This window comes from Variovorax sp. OK605, from assembly GCF_900115445.1.
GTDB lineage: Bacteria > Pseudomonadota > Gammaproteobacteria > Burkholderiales > Burkholderiaceae_C > Variovorax.
Map to the genome: position 1 here is coordinate 87,541 of NZ_FOWL01000001.1, position 15,128 is coordinate 102,668.

Annotated in this window: 12 protein-coding genes; 2 read left to right on the top strand and 10 right to left on the bottom strand. The window is 70.3% G+C overall.

Annotated features, from left to right (window positions below):
* Positions 1–23: 23 nt before the first annotated feature.
* The 9 genes from BM013_RS00495 to BM013_RS00535 all read right to left on the bottom strand — a co-directional run bounded on the left by BM013_RS00495 (position 24) and on the right by BM013_RS00535 (position 11,882).
* Positions 24–1,088 (bottom strand): ABC transporter permease, encoded by a 1,065-nt coding sequence (locus BM013_RS00495; protein ID WP_177225419.1) that lies wholly within the window; start codon positions 1,086–1,088, stop codon positions 24–26.
* A complete protein-coding gene (locus BM013_RS00500; protein WP_093121473.1) occupies positions 1,088–2,683 on the bottom strand; it encodes an ABC transporter ATP-binding protein in 1,596 nt (531 codons plus the stop codon). The genes BM013_RS00495 and BM013_RS00500 overlap by 1 nt, the downstream gene beginning before the upstream one ends.
* Positions 2,680–3,414: an alpha/beta fold hydrolase gene (locus BM013_RS00505; protein ID WP_093121476.1), complete on the bottom strand. Its 735-nt coding sequence runs from the start codon at positions 3,412–3,414 to the stop codon at positions 2,680–2,682. Before BM013_RS00505 ends, BM013_RS00500 begins: the two co-directional genes overlap by 4 nt.
* Positions 3,415–3,491: 77 nt before the next feature.
* The gene (locus BM013_RS00510) at positions 3,492–4,475 is read right to left on the bottom strand and encodes a 5'-methylthioadenosine/S-adenosylhomocysteine nucleosidase (RefSeq protein WP_177225394.1); all 984 of its coding nucleotides are present in this window, start codon (positions 4,473–4,475) and stop codon (positions 3,492–3,494) included.
* A complete protein-coding gene (locus BM013_RS00515) occupies positions 4,472–7,333 on the bottom strand; it encodes a polysaccharide deacetylase family protein (protein ID WP_093121480.1) in 2,862 nt (953 codons plus the stop codon). Before BM013_RS00515 ends, BM013_RS00510 begins: the two co-directional genes overlap by 4 nt.
* Before the next feature lie 15 nt (positions 7,334–7,348).
* Positions 7,349–8,350: a BMP family protein gene (locus tag BM013_RS00520; protein WP_093121483.1), complete on the bottom strand. Its 1,002-nt coding sequence runs from the start codon at positions 8,348–8,350 to the stop codon at positions 7,349–7,351.
* Between the two features lie 178 nt (positions 8,351–8,528).
* Positions 8,529–9,158 carry a uracil phosphoribosyltransferase gene (upp, locus tag BM013_RS00525; RefSeq protein WP_093121486.1) on the bottom strand — a complete coding sequence of 210 codons (630 nt, stop codon included), beginning with the start codon at positions 9,156–9,158 and terminating at the stop codon, positions 8,529–8,531.
* Positions 9,159–9,198: 40 nt separating this feature from the next.
* Entirely contained in the window at positions 9,199–10,605 is a 1,407-nt protein-coding gene (locus BM013_RS00530; RefSeq protein WP_093121488.1) for a URC4/urg3 family protein, read from the bottom strand.
* Positions 10,602–11,882, bottom strand: a complete 1,281-nt coding sequence (locus BM013_RS00535) for a GTP cyclohydrolase II (RefSeq protein WP_218153633.1) — start codon at positions 11,880–11,882, stop codon at positions 10,602–10,604. Before BM013_RS00535 ends, BM013_RS00530 begins: the two co-directional genes overlap by 4 nt.
* A 465-nt stretch (positions 11,883–12,347) precedes the next feature.
* On the opposite strand from BM013_RS00535, the gene BM013_RS00540 reads away from it, so the two are divergent.
* Complete coding sequence (locus tag BM013_RS00540; RefSeq protein ID WP_177206500.1) at positions 12,348–12,938, top strand: sigma-70 family RNA polymerase sigma factor; 591 nt, start codon at positions 12,348–12,350, stop codon at positions 12,936–12,938.
* Entirely contained in the window at positions 12,935–13,576 is a 642-nt protein-coding gene (locus BM013_RS00545) for an NrsF family protein (protein ID WP_093121491.1), read from the top strand. The genes BM013_RS00540 and BM013_RS00545 overlap by 4 nt, the downstream gene beginning before the upstream one ends.
* Before the next feature lie 28 nt (positions 13,577–13,604).
* Here BM013_RS00545 and BM013_RS00550 read toward each other — a convergent pair whose 3' ends face one another.
* Positions 13,605–15,122, bottom strand: coding sequence for a helicase HerA-like domain-containing protein (locus BM013_RS00550; protein WP_093121494.1), 1,518 nt, complete (start codon positions 15,120–15,122; stop codon positions 13,605–13,607).
* Positions 15,123–15,128: the final 6 nt, after the last annotated feature.

The following is a 15,128-nucleotide window of genomic DNA, read 5'->3' on the forward strand; positions in this document are numbered from 1 at the left end:
GGCAGAAGAGGCAAAAGCGCTTGTCATTTCTTCACCCGCACGCGGTATTGCGTCAGCAGCGTCGCCACCAGCACCGCGATCAGCGAGGCCGCGACGATCACGTCGGCGATGTACGTCGGCACGCCGACCGCGCGGCTCATGGTGTCGGCGCCGACCAGCACGCCGGCCACGAACACGCCGGCCGCGATCACGCCCAGCGGATGCAGCCCGGCCAGCATCGCGATGACGATGCCCGTGTAGCCGTAGCCCGGCGACATGTCGAGCGTGACGTAGCTGGTGCGGCCCGCCACCTCGATGGCGCCCGCCAGCCCGGCCAGCGCGCCCGACAGCAGCGCCACCATGACCACGGTGCGCGTCACCGGCACGCCCGCGAAGGCCGCGGCGCGCGCGTTGGCGCCCACGGCGCGGATGTCGAAACCGAGCACCGTGTACTTGAAGACGGCCCACACCATCACCGCGAGCGACACCGCCCACAGGAGCCCGGTGTGCACGCGCGTCTGCGCGATGAGCTTGCCCAGCTCCAGGTCGGACTGCAGCGACACGCTCTGCGGCCAGCCCATGGCGCTCGGGTCTTTCATCGGCCCGTCGAGCAGCGCCGACACGCCCAGCAGCACGATGAAGTTGAACAGCAGCGTGGTCACGACCTCGTCGACGCCGAGCTTGTTCTTCATGAGCGCGGGGCCCAGCAGCATCAGCGCGCCGGCCACCGCGGCGGCCAGCATCATCAGCGGGAACAGCAGCCAGGGCGACAGCTCGAAGCCCGTGCCGCCATGCATGCCGCCCACGGCGACGGCGGCCAGGGCGCCCGCGTAGAGCTGGCCTTCGGCGCCGATGTTGAACAGCCGCGCCTTGAAGGCGACGGTGGCGGCCAGCCCGGTGAGGATCAGCGGAATGGCGCGGGTCAGCGTTTCGCTCCACGCGAACACCGAGCCGAAGCCGCCCTGCAGCAGCAGCGCGTAGGTGCGGCCGACCGGCGCGCCGGCCCACATCACCAGCAGCGCGCTGACCGCCATGGTGAAGACGATGGCGCCGATGGGTGCCAGCACCAGCGCGGCGCGCGAGGTTTCGTGGCGTCGTTCGAGCCGCATCATGGGGCGGCCTTCCGGGGTTGAGACGCCGCGGCACCCGCCATGGCCAGGCCGATGGCTTCGCGGGTCCAGGCCGCGGCGGGGCGCGCTTCGCCGAGGTGGCCGCCGTGCATCACGGCCACCCGGTCGCCGAGCGCGAGCACTTCGTCGAGGTCGTCGGAAATCACCAGCACCGCCGCGCCGGCGTCGCGCGCGGCAATGAGTTGCTGCTGCACATAGGCGACCGCGCCGATGTCCAGGCCCCAGGTCGGCTGGTGCGCGACGATGAGGCGCGGCGCGCGGTTCGGGTACTTCTTGTTGTCGTCGCCCCTGGCCTGTTCAGGCAGCTCGGGCGCCAGCAGGGCACGCCCCAGGATCAGTTTCTGCATGTTCCCGCCGGAGAGCGAACGGGCCGGCGCCATCAGGCCGGCGCCGCGCACGTCGAATGCCTTTTCGATGCGCCGCGCATGCAGGCGGGCGGCGGCGCGCTTCACGAAGAACGACCAGCGCGAGAACACCGGGCTGCGCAGCCGCTCGGACACCGCGTTCTCCCACACCGGCAGGTCGCCGACCACGCCGACCGCATGCCGGTCTTCCGGAATGCGCGCCACGCCGCGCTGCACCAGCCGGGCGGGCGAGGGCGGCAGCGGGCGGCCCATGAGCTGCGCAGAGCCTGCTGTGGCGCGGCGCGTGCCGCACAGCAGCTCGGCCAGCGCCACCTGCCCGTTGCCCGAGACGCCGGCGATGGCCGTGATCTCGCCCGCGCGCAGCGTCAGCGACACCTCGCGCAGCCGGTCCTGCCCGCCGTCCTTGCCGGGCGTGGTGCTCACATGGTCGAGCACGCACACCGCGTCGCCCACCGATTTCGCCGGCCGCCGCTGTGGCGCCTCGACCGCATGCCCGACCATCCACAGGGCGAGCTGCGCCTGCGTGGTGTCGGCGGTGCGCGCCTCGGCCACCAGCTTGCCGCCGCGCAGCACGGCCACGCGGTGCGACACGCGCAGCACCTCGCCGAGCTTGTGGCTGATGAAGATCACCGACAGGCCCTGCGCCACCATCTGCGCGAGCGTGGCGAACAGCGCCTCGCTTTCCTGCGGCGTGAGCACGGCCGTGGGCTCGTCGAGGATCAGGATGCGCGCGCCGCGGTACAGCGCCTTGAGGATTTCCACGCGCTGGCGCTCGCCGACCGACAGGCTGCCGATCTTCGCGTCGGGCTGCACCGGCAGGCCGAAGCGCTGCGCCACTTCCAGCAGCCGCTCGCGCGCGGCGGCGCGGCGCGACACCGCGCGCCACAGCGGTTCGGTGCCCATCATCACGTTGTCGAGCACGCTGAGGTTGTCGGCCAGCGTGAAGTGCTGGTGCACCATGCCCACGCCGGCCGCCAGCGCGGCCTTGGGGTTGCCCGCGGGCAGCGGCGCGCCGAAGACCTCGATGCGGCCTTCGTCGGCGACGTAGTGGCCGAACAGGATCGACATCAGCGTCGATTTGCCGGCGCCGTTTTCGCCCAGCAGCGCGAGCACTTCGCCGGCCTGCAGGTCGAGGGAGATGGCGTCGTTGGCCACCAGGCTGCCGAAGCGCTTGGTGATGCCCGCGAGCCGGAGCACGGTGGAGTTCATGTCGAAGCGGGCACGGGTTCCCCGAGCTCGCGGCAAAAGTTTTCGATGGCCCGCGCGGTGGCGTCGGGCGCCGCCTGCAGCAGGCCGTGCGGGCCTTCCAGGCGCACCACGCGCAGGTCGGCCAGCACGCGCTGGATGACACGCGCCGCCTGCGCGGGCACCACGCGGTCCTGCATGGCCTGCAGGTACATCGAGGGTACGCGCACCTGGGCGAGCTTGTCGACCACGTTCACGCGCTGCACTTCCTTCATGCGGTGCGTCATGACGGCGCCCGACACCTTGCGCATGGAGGCCTGCAGCAGCACCGCCAGCCGCGGCGTGGCGAAGCGGCCCAGCAGCATGCGGCGCACCGGCCCGGCCATCTGCGGCGCGTGCAGCAGCGTCATCAGCAGGTCGATCAGCCCGCCGCGCATCAGCGCCAGCCCGGGGCTGGGCGGCCGCGCGAAGCTGCAGCACAGGATGAGCCCACGCAGGCCCGGCGGCGGCGAGGCCGCGATGGAGATGGCCAGCGGCCCCGAGAACGACTCGCCCAGCAGCACGAAGGGCTCGCCCTCGGGCAACCGCGCGAGGTGCGCGCGCACCAGCGGTTCGAGCTCGCTGTAGCCCAGCCGCTCGGTGCCGGAGTAGCGCACCACGTCCACCGGCGCGTGCGCGCCCATGGCTTCGCGCAGGGGTTCGAACAGATCGCCCGTGCCGTCCATGCCCGGGAGCAGGACGAGGCGCACGGGCATGGCTTGGCGGGCGTGGCGGATGTCGCCAGTGTCGCGGGTGTCGCGGATGTCGCGGGTACCGGGGACGTGGGCCGTCGTCACTTCCAAGCGGCGAGGAAGGCCAGCATGACCTTGGCCGAGTTGTCCGCCGCGATGCTCATGAAGGTGCCCATCTCGTTCTCGCCGTCGCCGCCGCCCGCGAGGTCGCTGAGCGAGCGGAAGGCGATGTAGGGCACGCCGTTGCTGTAGGCGACCATGCCCACGGCGGCGGTTTCCATGTCGAGCACGTTGGCCTGGAAGGTCTTGTAGGTGTATTCGCGGTAGGCCTTGTTGTCCATGAAGGCCTGGCCCGACACGCCGTTGCCGCCCACCACCAGCTGCGGCTTGCGCGGCAGGCACTTGCCGGCGCCGCAATTGGCCAGCTCGACGTTGCTAATGCCGCGCGCCACCTCGAGCATCCTCGGGTCGGCCTCGAACCAGAACTTGCGCGCGATCTCGGGCTTCGCGGCCGAGCGCACCTCGACCGGCCGCGGGAACATCATGCCGAAGTTGGGCAGCGTGGCATCGGTGATGAAGGGCGGCGCGGCGAACTTGCCCGGCGCGGTTTCGCGCGCCATCAATACTTCGAGGTACTGGCCCCACTGCGCCGGCACCGTCACGTCGCCCACGTGCAGCTGCGGGTTCACGCCGCCCGCGATGCCGCTGAACACGATGTTCGTGACGCGGAAGCGGTTGAGCACCAGCTGCGTGTTCATGGTCGCGTTGGTCATGCTGATGCCCGAGAGAAACAGCACCACGGGCTTGCCTTCGAGCGTGCCGGTGGTGAACTCCACGCCGTTCACGCTGTGCTTGGCCGGGCCTTGCAGGCGCGTGAGCAGCAGTTTCAGCTCGGGCTCGAAGGCCGACATCACCGCGATGCGGGGCGTGTCGTCCAGCCGCGTGCTGCTGTTGATGCTGGTGCCGCCGGACCGGTAGACGCCGGCGCAGCCCGCGAGCGCGGTGAGCGCAAGACCCAGAGCGGCGGCAAGGAACGGGCGGCGCAGGCGCGCGAGCGGGTGCGCCAGCAGGAGCGATGTCGTCATGAGTTGGTGGTCGGTAGTGGAGGGCGGTGCGCGGCGTCGGGCGTGGCGATCCAGGCTTGCAGCGCCGCGATGCGCGGGTGCTTCGGCGCCAGGCCGACGAAGGTGGTGTACGCGGCCAGCGCCTTGGCGTCGTTGCCGGCCTGCAGGTAGGCGTCGCCCAGGTTCAGGTAGGCCAGCGCGCGGCTGCCGTCCATCTCGATCGCCTGTTCGAACCAGCGTGCGGCCTCGACCGGCTTGCCGCGCTTGAAGTACACGAAGCCGAGGTTGTTGGCCGCCAGCGCAAAGCGCGGCTGCAGCTTCAGGGCCTCGGTGAACGCGGCCTCGGCCTCGTCGTAGCGGCGCTCGCGGTACAGCTGCAGGCCGCGGTCGTTGGCGCGCTGGGCGGCCACGCGCGGCGACAGCGGCGCGGCGGCCGGCATGGTGAGCTTGGCGTCGGCGCCGTCGAGGTTCTTCACGACCACCTCGATGGCGGGCGCGGCGGCAGCGGATGCGCCTGCTGCACCGGCCTTGGGCACCGCGGCCGTGTGCACCGCCTGCTCGTTGGCCTCGTCGATGCGCTTGTTGACCTGGCTGGCCGCGGCGTCGAGCTGCAGGCTGTCGCCGCTCAGGCCTTCGCGCTCGGCGGGCAGCTCGAACACGAACTCGCCGCCCTCGGAGCCCGGCAGGCTGCCGAAGGCCGGCGTCTGCCGCGCGATGGCCGAGACCGCGGGCGACACGTAGGCCGCGAGCTCGGTGCCGGTGATGACGCCGTCGCCGTTCAGGTCGGCCTTGCCCGACAGCGCCTGCAGCATCGTCCAGGTGAAGACCGAATGGCCGCCGGGGCCGTCGTCGGCCACCTGCTGGTCGGCCCCGCCGGCGGTGATCATCTGGCGGCCGATGCGGCGCGCGTTGTCGCTCAGGAAGTTCTTGCTGCTGCGCGGCCCGCCGCCGCGCGTGAGGCCCAGGCCCGAGTAGCAGGCGTCGATCATGAAGAGCACGTGCTTGGCCGACAGCGCCTCGGCCACTTCCTGCAGCTGCGGCATGGAGATGGCGTCGGCGGCCAGGTCGTCGGACGTGGCGTCGACCGGCACGATGTAGCCCACGTCGCGCCCGCTCGCGAGCTTGCGGGTGCTGCCGTGGCCGGCGAAGAACACCAGCACGCGGTCGTCGCGCTTCACGCGCTTGGGGTCGGTGAGCTTGTCGTTGAGCACCCGCAGGATGTTGGCGCGCGTGGCCTGGGCGTCGTACAGCGCGGTGACGTTCTCGGGCTTGAAGCCCAGGCGCGTGACGAGCTGCTGCTCCATCGCCTTGGCGTCGGTCACCGCGTGGTGCAGGCCGGGCCATTGGGCGTACTTGTCGATGCCGATCACCAGCGCGTGGCTCTCGCGGTAGAGCGTGTCGCCGGCGGTGGCGGCCACGCCGTCGTCGGGCGCCGGGCGCTTGGCTGCGTTGACGACGAACTTGCCGTCGCGCCAGGTGGCGAAGCGGTAGCCGTCGGCCACCAGCTGGTCGAGCACCGTGGGCAGGGCCTGCACGGTGCGGCCCTGGATGTCGTGGAACAGGATCACGCCGCGCTTGGCCTTGTCGACCTCGGCCAGCACGCGGTCGGCGATCGACTTGGGCACGGGGTCGGCCCAGTCCATGGAGTCGACGGTCCACAGCATGGAGCGCAGCTTGAGCGCCTCGACCGTGGTCAGCTTGGCCTCGTTGCGCGCACCGTAGGGAAAGCGGAACAGCGTCGACTGCGGCCGGCCCGTGGCGTCGAGCAGGGCCTCGGTCTCGGTGGCTTCGTTGCGCACCGCGTCGTCGGTCATCTTGGCCATCATGCCGTGGCTGAAGCTGTGGTTCGCCAGCGTGTGGCCGGCGGCCAGCACGCGCTTGGCGACCGCGCCGTTGGCGCCGAGCTGGGCCTTGCCCTGCGCGTCGAGCTTGCCCAGGTTCTGGCCGAGCTCGAAGAAGATGCCTGGCGCGTCGTAGCGCTTCAGGATCTCGAGGATCTCGTCGGTGTGCCTGGCGTGCGGGCCGTCGTCGAAGGTCAGCACCACGGTCTTGGGCGGCAGCGAGGTGCCGAAGATCTCGCGCGTGTCGGCGCCTTCCTTCTCCTTGGCTTCCTTGCCGCCGCCGGCGGACTGGGGCGCCAGCGTGTAGGGAACGATGGTGCCGAAGTCTTTCAGGATCTGTTCGCGCGAGTACAGGGCCTGCAGCTTGGCCACGTAGTCGGCCCACTTCTCGCGCTTGGGCTCGATGCCGCGCTGCGCGAAGCGGCCGAACACGTCCTTCAGCTCGCGGTCGTAGGCCTGCTCGATCTCGGCGAGCACGGCCAGGTCTTCGCTCGCGCGGCGGCCCAGCTTGAGGCCGGGCAGCGACTGCGCCTGGCTGTAGCGCGTGCTCAGCTCGCCCAGGAATTCCTTGAACGCCAGCCGGTCGGCGTCGAACCAGCTCGGCTCGCTTTCGATGCGGTCCAGCAGCGCGTTCAGCGCCGGCACGGTGGCCGGGTCGGTCATCTCGCCGGCCTGGGCGATCAGCGCGCGCTGGCGCTCCTGCATGTCGTGGAACAGCATCTGCCCGACCGCACCGATGGCGCGCTTGCCGGCCGCGTCGAGCGTGCGCTCGCCGGTCATCAGCACGATCATCTGGCGGTGCGCGGCGAGCAGGGCGTCGGCGCGTTCCTGCAGGGCGGCGGGAATGCCGACCGGGGCCGCGGCCGCGGGAGGCGCGGCGGCCGAAGAAGCCGGGGCTGCCGGTGGCGCGGCCGCCGGCGCAGAGGCAGGCGTTGGTGCGCTCTGCGGCTCACGCTGGCACGCGGCCAGTCCCATGGTCAACGCCGCAACGGCCACGGCAAGGCCGGCGATCTGCCATCGCGCACGTTTCATGGGCATCGGGGGCTCGGCTTTTTACTTGGCGGTGGATTTGGGCTGGCCGTCGTCCACCTTCACGGTGAACTTGCCGGCCAGGATGTCGGCCTGCCTGGCCTTCACCTTGGCAACGATGTCCGCGGGCACCTTCTTCTCGAAGGTGCCCAGCGGCGCCAGCTCGGAGCCCTTGTGCTTCATCTGCGCGTACACGCCGTAGTCTTCGGCCGCGAACTTGCCTTCCTTCACCAGCTTGATCGCACGGTCGGCCGCGGGCTCGAAGTTCCACAGCGCGGAGGCGACCACGGTGTCGGGGTACTGGCTCTGCGTGTCGATCACGTTGCCGATGGCGAGCTTGCCCTTTTCCTTGGCCGCGTCGGACACGCCGAAGCGCTCGGCGTACATCACGTCCGCGCCCTTGTCGATCATGGCGAAGGCCGCTTCCTTGGCCTTCGGCGGGTCGAACCAGCTGTTGATGAAGCTCACGCTGAACTCCACCTTCGGATTCGTTTCCTTGGCGCCGGCCATGAAGGCGTTCATCAGGCGGTTGACTTCGGGAATCGGGAAGCCGCCGACCATGCCGATGCGGTTGCTCTTGGTCATGCCGCCGGCCACCATGCCGCTCAGGTACGCCGGTTCCTGGATGTAGTTGTCGAACACGCTGAAATTGGGCGCCTGCGGCTTGAGCGACGAGCCCATCAGGAACGCGACCTTGGGAAAGTCCTTGGCCACCTTGCGCGCCGCGGCTTCCACGCCGAACACCTCGCCCAGGATCAGCTGGTTGCCCGCCGTGGCGTACTCGCGCATCACGCGTTCGTAGTCGGCGTTGCTGACGTTCTCGGTGGCCTTGTATTCGATCTCGCCGCGCGCCTCGGCCGCCTTCAGCGCCTTGTGGATGCGGCCCACCCATTGCTGCTCGAACGGCACGGTGTACACCGCCGCCACCTTCAGCTTGGCCTGCGCCAGCGCGAGGCCGGGGGCGCCGGCCGCAAGTGCGGCGGCAACGGCCACGGAACGAATGATCAATTGACGGCGTGCTGTCACGGTGCTTCTCCTCGGTTTATTCAAAAGATACGCGCTGCAATCCCCATGCCCGCTTGCCAGGCTCCCGGACGGACCCCTTCCAGAAACACCGAGGAACCGGCTCTGCCGGGCCTCGGGTGTTGCCCCCGGCAGGGGGAAGGAGAAGCGACACGAAGTGCGCGGAGCCTGGGTGCGAGCGTTACTTGGTGCCGAAGATGCGGTCGCCCGCGTCGCCCAGGCCCGGCAGGATGTAGCCGTGGCTGTCGAGTTCGCGGTCGATCGCGGCCGTGTAGATCGGCACGTCGGGGTGCGCGGTCTGCATGGTCTTCACGCCTTCGGGGCAGGTCAGCAGGCAGACGAACTTGATCGACTTGGGGTTGAGTTCCTTCAGGCGCTCGACCGCGGCCACGGCCGAGTTGCCGGTGGCCAGCATGGGGTCGACCACGATCACGTCGCGGCTGTCCATTTCGCCGGGCATCTTGAAGTAGTACTCCACGGCCGTCAGCGTCTTGGGGTCGCGGTACAGGCCGATGTGGCCGACGCGCGCGCCGGGCACCACGGTCAGCATGCCGTCCAGGATGCCCGTGCCGGCGCGAAGAATGGACACCAGCACCAGCTTCTTGCCGTCGATGACCTTGGCCTGCATGGTTTCCAGCGGGGTCTCGACCTCGATGTCCTGCATCGGCATGTCGCGCGTGACCTCGTAGGCCATCAGCATGCTGATTTCGTTGAGGAGCCGGCGGAAGCTGTTGGTGGACGCGTCCTTGCGGCGCATCAGCGTGAGCTTGTGCTGGACGAGGGGGTGGCTGACGAGGTGGACGTTGCTCATTGGAATTGTGCGTGTGGCGTTGCTGGGATAACCCGAGAGTCTAAAAGACGGTGCCGTCGCTCTCGATCAACAGGGGCGGCGCCCCGTCGCGCAGGCGCTGCGCCAGCGCCCGGCCGGCCGCCCAGGTGCCGCCTTCGAGCACGCAGGCCAGCGGCAATTCTTCCTCGGTGCGGTCGAGCACCTTGCGCACGCGCGGCGCCACCTCGTCGAGCAGCGCCACCGTGAGCGCGCGCCATTCGACGATGAACTCGTCGCCCACCTTCCAGCGGCGGGCCAGAAAAGCCGGGTCTTTTGGCACGATCACGCCGCTGTCGATCAGCAGGCCGCCGTTGCGGTACTCGGGCAAGGCGGTGAGCGCGTCGAGGTGGCGCACCTTCACGCCGGCCCATTCGAAGGGTTCGAGCAGCGAGTAGGTCAGCCACTGCGACAGCTTGTGGAACGGCATCCACCCGTTGGTGAGCCCGGGGCCGCGCACCGCGCTGTGGCGCCAGCAGTCGCCCAGCGCCAGCGCGGGGTCGCCCGAGCCGATGCCGCCCGCGCTGTCGCTGCCGTCCGCCGCGATGCTGTCCACGGCATTGGCCGCCGGCCAGATGCGCGACAGCGTTTCCAGCAGCAGCGACAGGATCTGGTGCGCCGTGATTTCCGCGGTCGGCGGCGCGGCCGGGCCGTAGGGGCCGACCAGCGCGTCGAACAGCTTGCCGGGGCGCCCGTCGTCGCCGAAGGTCTCGGGCTGCTCGTTCATGGCCTCGCCCAGGCGCCGCAGCAGCGTGGCGCGGCCCGCCAGGCCGACCAGCGGGTTCACCTCGCTGACCTGGAAGGCGTCGCCGAGCCGGTCGGCCACCAGGCCGCGCAGGCCGGCCGCGTCGACCTGGTAGGGGTTGTCGGGGTTGGAGGAGAAGAGGCCGGCGCAGAAGGCGTGGTAGCTCGCCACGCCCAGGCCTTCGGAGCGCGTGAAGCGTTCGCCGGTGGCCGACTCGGTGTAGTGCCAGTCGGGGCCGGCGCCGGCGTCGAGCAGCACGCTGACCAGCACCAGGTCGATGTGGGCGCGGGCGCGCTGGCGCGCGTCGCGTTCGCCGAGCAGGGTGTTGAGTTCTTCGAGGCGGTTGACGCCGCCGGCCTCGAAGTGGCGCCAGCGGCTGTGGTACGGAATGGTGTCCCACGGATAGCGCTCGCGCGTGACCTCGGCGACGTTGCGCGCGGCGTCTTCCAGCGCGCTGTCGTCGCCGATGCGAAACCACTGCGATTCGCCGTTGCGCGCGCGTGCCAGCAAGGCCGCGGCGCGTTGGCGGACGGCGGTGGTGGTGCGCAGCAGGCTGGCCGCGCCGGCGGCATGGCCGGCGTCCACGGTGAATTCGATCGACGGATCGACCTTGCCCGCGCCGCCGGGCGGCAGGCTGCCGGAACCGTCGACGGGCATATGGGGGTCGGTGTTGTGGCTGGTGGTCATTCGGTGAGTCCGCGGCCCTTGGCCTTCTTGAGTTCGTCGGCGTCCGGCACCGGGCCGGGTGTGAAGTAGCCGGCGGCCATCTTCGCGTCCATCTCGACGCGGGCGTCCGCCGGAATCAGTTCGTCGGGAATGTTCACGCGCTCGCCGATCTCGATGCCCGAGCCGGTGATCGCGTCGAACTTCAGGTTGCTCATCGACACGAGCCGATGGATCTTCTGGATGCCGAGCCAGTGGAAGACGTCGGGCATCAGCTCCTGGAAGCGCATGTCCTGCACGCCGGCCACGCACTCGGTGCGCGCGAAATACTGGTCGGCCGTGTCACCGCCCACCTGGCGCTTGCGTGCGTTGTAGACCAGGAACTTGGTCACCTCGCCGAGCGCTCGGCCTTCCTTGCGCGAGTAGGCGATGAGGCCCACGCCGCCGCGCTGCGCGCCCTGGATGCACTCCTCGATGGCGTGCGTGAGGTAGGGCCGGCAGGTGCAGATGTCGGAGCCGAACACGTCGGAGCCGTTGCACTCGTCGTGGATGCGCGCGGTGAGCTCCACCGCGGGATTGGCCAGGTCGCGCGGGTTGCCGAAGATGTAGAGCGTCTGCCCGCCGATGGGCGGCAGGAACACCTCGAGGTCGGAGCGCGTGACCAGCTCGGGATACATGCCACCGGTTTCCTCGAACAGGGTGCGGCGCAGGTCGGTCTCGGAGCAGCCGAAGCGGCGCGCTACCTCGGGCAGGTACCACACGGGCTCGATGGCCGCCTTGGTCACCATGGCGGCGCCGCCGGCGGTGAGGAAATGGCCGTCGGCCTTGAGGCGGCCGCTTTGCAGCGCCTCGATCACCTCGGGCAGGATCACGTGGGCCTTGGTGATCGCGATGGTCGGGCGGATGTCGTAGCCGGCCGCCAGCTCGGTGGAGAACACGTCGGCCACCAGCGCGCCCCACGGGTCGAGCGACACGATGCGACCGGGCTCGCTCCATTGCGGGTAGGGGCCGATCACGTCGGTGGGCGCGGTGTTGGTGAGGTCGGCCTTGTGCTCGCGCTTGAGCGCGCCCGCCGCCACGGCCAGCGCGCGGTAGACGCTGTACGAGCCGCTGTGCGTGCCGATCACGTTGCGGTGCGCCCGCTTGGTGGTGGTGCCGACCACGGGGCCGCGCTCGGTGGCGGTGGCGGCGCCCCAGTGGATGGGCAGGGCGCCGAAGCCGCCGGCGTGCGAGGTCAGGCGGATGTGGCCGGTCGACGAGGAGGCGTGCAGCGGCGGGGTCGCCAGCGGGGAGGTGGCCAGCGGCGAGGTGGCCAGCGGCGATACGGGGAAGCGGGGCGTGAGGCCGGGCGGCGTCGTTTGCTCTGCCAGCGGCAAGGATGACAAGGGCGACGGAGCGGACGAGGCGGTCGAAGCGGATGAGGCGGTCGAAGCAGCCGAGGAGGGGGAAGAAGAAGGGATCGTTGTGCTGTCGGCAGACATTGGTGGCCCTCAAAAAATGCAATGTACCGACCGCCCGCGCGGCTTGCAAGCCGCGCGGGGACGGACAACGCCGCGTCCGGGGCGCGGCCGATGGCTCGGCGAACGACGTCCAGGCCGTGATTCGCGCCACCTCCGGCGCCGGGCGGGTCCGCCGGACATGGCCGCTCCGTCCATGGAATTTCAGTGCGGGCGTGGGGTCGTGGCGAGCCGGGCCGAGCGGGTGCGGTGGCTCGCGGCACAATCCTGCACGACTATTTTTCGACGAGGCTGTAACCGGCCGACCGGATGGCACGAAACACCATAGGCAGCAGGACGAATTCGAGCGACGTGGAAGCGGCGCTGCGCAGCCTGTTCCTTCGCGGCCTCGACGGCGACGCGAAGGCCTACCGCGAGTTCCTGCAGCAATTGAGCGCGCACCTGCGCGCCTTTCTGGGCAAGCGCCTGTTTGGCTGGCCCGATGAAGTGGAAGACCTCGTCCAGGAATGCCTGCTCGCCATGCACAACCAGCGCCACACCTACCAGAGCGACCAGCCGCTGACGGCCTGGGTGCACGCGATTGCGCGCTACAAGATGATCGACCTGCTGCGCGCCAAGTCGGTCCGCGACGACCTGCATGACCCGCTGGACGACGACCTGGCCGTGTTCGCCGCGTCGGCCGAGGAGGCCAGCGACGCCAGGCGCGACCTCGGCGGGCTGCTCGAGTCGCTGCCCGAGCGCCAGCGCTTGCCGATCGTGCACGTGAAGATCGAGGGGCTGTCGGTGGCCGAGACGGCGAGCCTCACGGGCATGTCGGAGTCGGCCGTGAAGGTGGGCATCCACCGCGGGCTGAAGTCGCTGGCCGCCCGCTTCGGCAACCGCTGGGGAGAAGCCGCATGAAGACCGACGAGCTCATCGCGATGCTCGCCACCGGCGACGTGGCCGCGCCGCGCCGCGCCGCGAGCCGGCGCCTGCGCATGGCGCTGCTGGCCGGCGTGCCGGTGTCGCTGCTGATCCTGTTCGCCGAATACGGCATGCGGCGCGACATCGTGCAGGCCATGTTCTGGCCGATGTTCTGGGTCAAGGTGCTGTTTCCGCTGTGCATTGCCGCGGCGGGCTACGTGGCGGTGCAGCGGCTCGCGCGCCCGGGCGTCGAGGCCCGCCATGCCTGGATGGGCGCGGCGTTGCCGGTGCTCGGCATCTGGGTGCTCGCGGCGATCGCGTGGTTCACCGTGCCGATGGCCGAGCGCATGCCGTCGCTGATGGGGCAGTCGTGGCGCATCTGCGCGGCCAGCATCGGGCTGATGGCGCTGCCGGTGCTCGCGGCCACGCTGGTGGCGCTCAAGGGGCTGGCGCCCACGCGGCCCGCATTGGCGGGCGCCGCGGCCGGTGCGCTGGCCGGCGGGGTGGGGGCTTCTGTCTATGCGCTGCACTGCATGGAGCTCACCGCGCCGTTTCTTGCGGTCTGGTACGTGAGCGGCATCGCGGTGCCGGTGCTGGCCGGCGCGGTGCTGGGGCCGCGGCTGCTGCGCTGGTAGGCAGCCCCGGCTTCCAGCTTCTAGCTGGTCAGCGCTTCTTGCTGCCGAAGATCCCGCCCAGCACGCCGCGCAGGATCTCCTTGCCCACCGAGGTGCCCATGGTGCGCACCGCCGACTTGGCCATGGTCTGCACCAGGCCGTCGTGCTTGGCGCCGCGCGGGCCGGTGGTGCCGAACAGCATGTCGTTGAGCATGCCGCCCATGCCGGAGCCCGAAGCCTCCGCAGCGGGCTTGCCACCAGGCAGCGTGGCGGGCGGCGCGTCGGGCGCGCTGTCGGCGCGGCCCTTGAGCTTTTCGTAGGCCGATTCGCGGTCGACCGTCTTCTCGTACACGCCCGCGACCAGCGACCCGGCAATCAGCGCCTTGCGCTGGTCGGGCGTGATCGGGCCGAGCTGGCTGGCCGGCGGCAGCACGAACACGCGCTCGGTCACGCTCGGGCGGCCCTTGTCGTCCAGCAAGCTCACCAGCGCCTCGCCCACGGCAAGCTCGGTGATGGCGGTCTCGATGTCCAGCCCCGGCTTCTGGCGCATAGTGCTGGCGGCCGCCTTCACGGCCTTCTGGTCGCGCGGCGTGAAGGCGCGCAGCGCGTGCTGCACGCGGTTGCCGAGCTGGGCCAGCACGGAATCGGGAATGTCCAGCGGGTTCTGGGTGACGAAATACACGCCCACGCCCTTGGAGCGCACCAGGCGCACCACGAGTTCGATGCGTTCCACCAGCGCCTTGGGCGCCTCGTTGAAGAGCAGGTGGGCCTCGTCGAAGAAGAAGGCCAGCTTGGGCTGGTCGGGGTCGCCGACTTCGGGCAACTGCTCGAACAGCTCCGACAGCATCCACAGCAGGAAGGTGGCGTACAGCCGCGGCGAGTTCATGAGCTTGTCGGCCGCCAGGATGTTGATGACACCCTTGCCGCCCTCGGTCTGCATGAAGTCGGCGATGTTGAGCATCGGCTCGCCGAAGAACTTGTCGCCGCCCTGGGTCTCGATCTGCAGCAGGCCGCGCTGGATGGCGCCCACGCTGGCGGCGCTGATGTTGCCGTACTGCGTGGTGAACTGGCTCGCGTTCTCGCCCACGTACTGCAGCATGGCGCGCAGGTCTTTCAGGTCGAGCAGCAGCAGGCCGTTGTCGTCGGCGATCTTGAACACCAGGTTCAGCACGCCGGCCTGGGTTTCGTTCACGTCGAGCATGCGGCCCAGCAGCAGCGGGCCCATGTCGGACACCGTGGCGCGCACCGGGTGGCCCTGGTCGCCGAACACGTCCCACAGCGTGACGGGACAGGCCGCGGGCTCGGGCGCCTCGATGCCGCGTTCCTTCAGCGTGGCGGCCAGCTTGCCGCCGATGGCACCCTTCTGGCTGATGCCGGTCAGGTCGCCCTTGACGTCGGCCATGAACACCGGCACACCGATGCCCGAGAGCTTCTCTGCGATGGTCTGGAGGGTGACTGTCTTGCCGGTGCCGGTGGCCCCGGTGATCAGGCCGTGGCGGTTGGCCAGGCCGGGAAGCAGGGCGCACTCGATGGCGTCATGCCGTGCGATCGGAAGTGGGTCGGCCATGGGGGG

Coding starts and splice junctions, on each gene's coding strand:
- BM013_RS00495 (WP_177225419.1), bottom strand. CDS start 1,088: ATGCGGCTCGAACGACGCCACGAAACCTCGCGCGCCGCGCTGGTGCTG.
- BM013_RS00500 (WP_093121473.1), bottom strand. CDS start 2,683: ATGAACTCCACCGTGCTCCGGCTCGCGGGCATCACCAAGCGCTTCGGC.
- BM013_RS00505 (WP_093121476.1), bottom strand. CDS start 3,414: ATGCCCGTGCGCCTCGTCCTGCTCCCGGGCATGGACGGCACGGGCGAT.
- BM013_RS00510 (WP_177225394.1), bottom strand. CDS start 4,475: ATGACGACATCGCTCCTGCTGGCGCACCCGCTCGCGCGCCTGCGCCGC.
- BM013_RS00515 (WP_093121480.1), bottom strand. CDS start 7,333: ATGCCCATGAAACGTGCGCGATGGCAGATCGCCGGCCTTGCCGTGGCC.
- upp (WP_093121486.1), bottom strand. CDS start 9,158: ATGAGCAACGTCCACCTCGTCAGCCACCCCCTCGTCCAGCACAAGCTC.
- BM013_RS00530 (WP_093121488.1), bottom strand. CDS start 10,605: ATGACCACCAGCCACAACACCGACCCCCATATGCCCGTCGACGGTTCC.
- BM013_RS00540 (WP_177206500.1), top strand. CDS start 12,348: ATGGCACGAAACACCATAGGCAGCAGGACGAATTCGAGCGACGTGGAA.
- BM013_RS00545 (WP_093121491.1), top strand. CDS start 12,935: ATGAAGACCGACGAGCTCATCGCGATGCTCGCCACCGGCGACGTGGCC.
- BM013_RS00550 (WP_093121494.1), bottom strand. CDS start 15,122: ATGGCCGACCCACTTCCGATCGCACGGCATGACGCCATCGAGTGCGCC.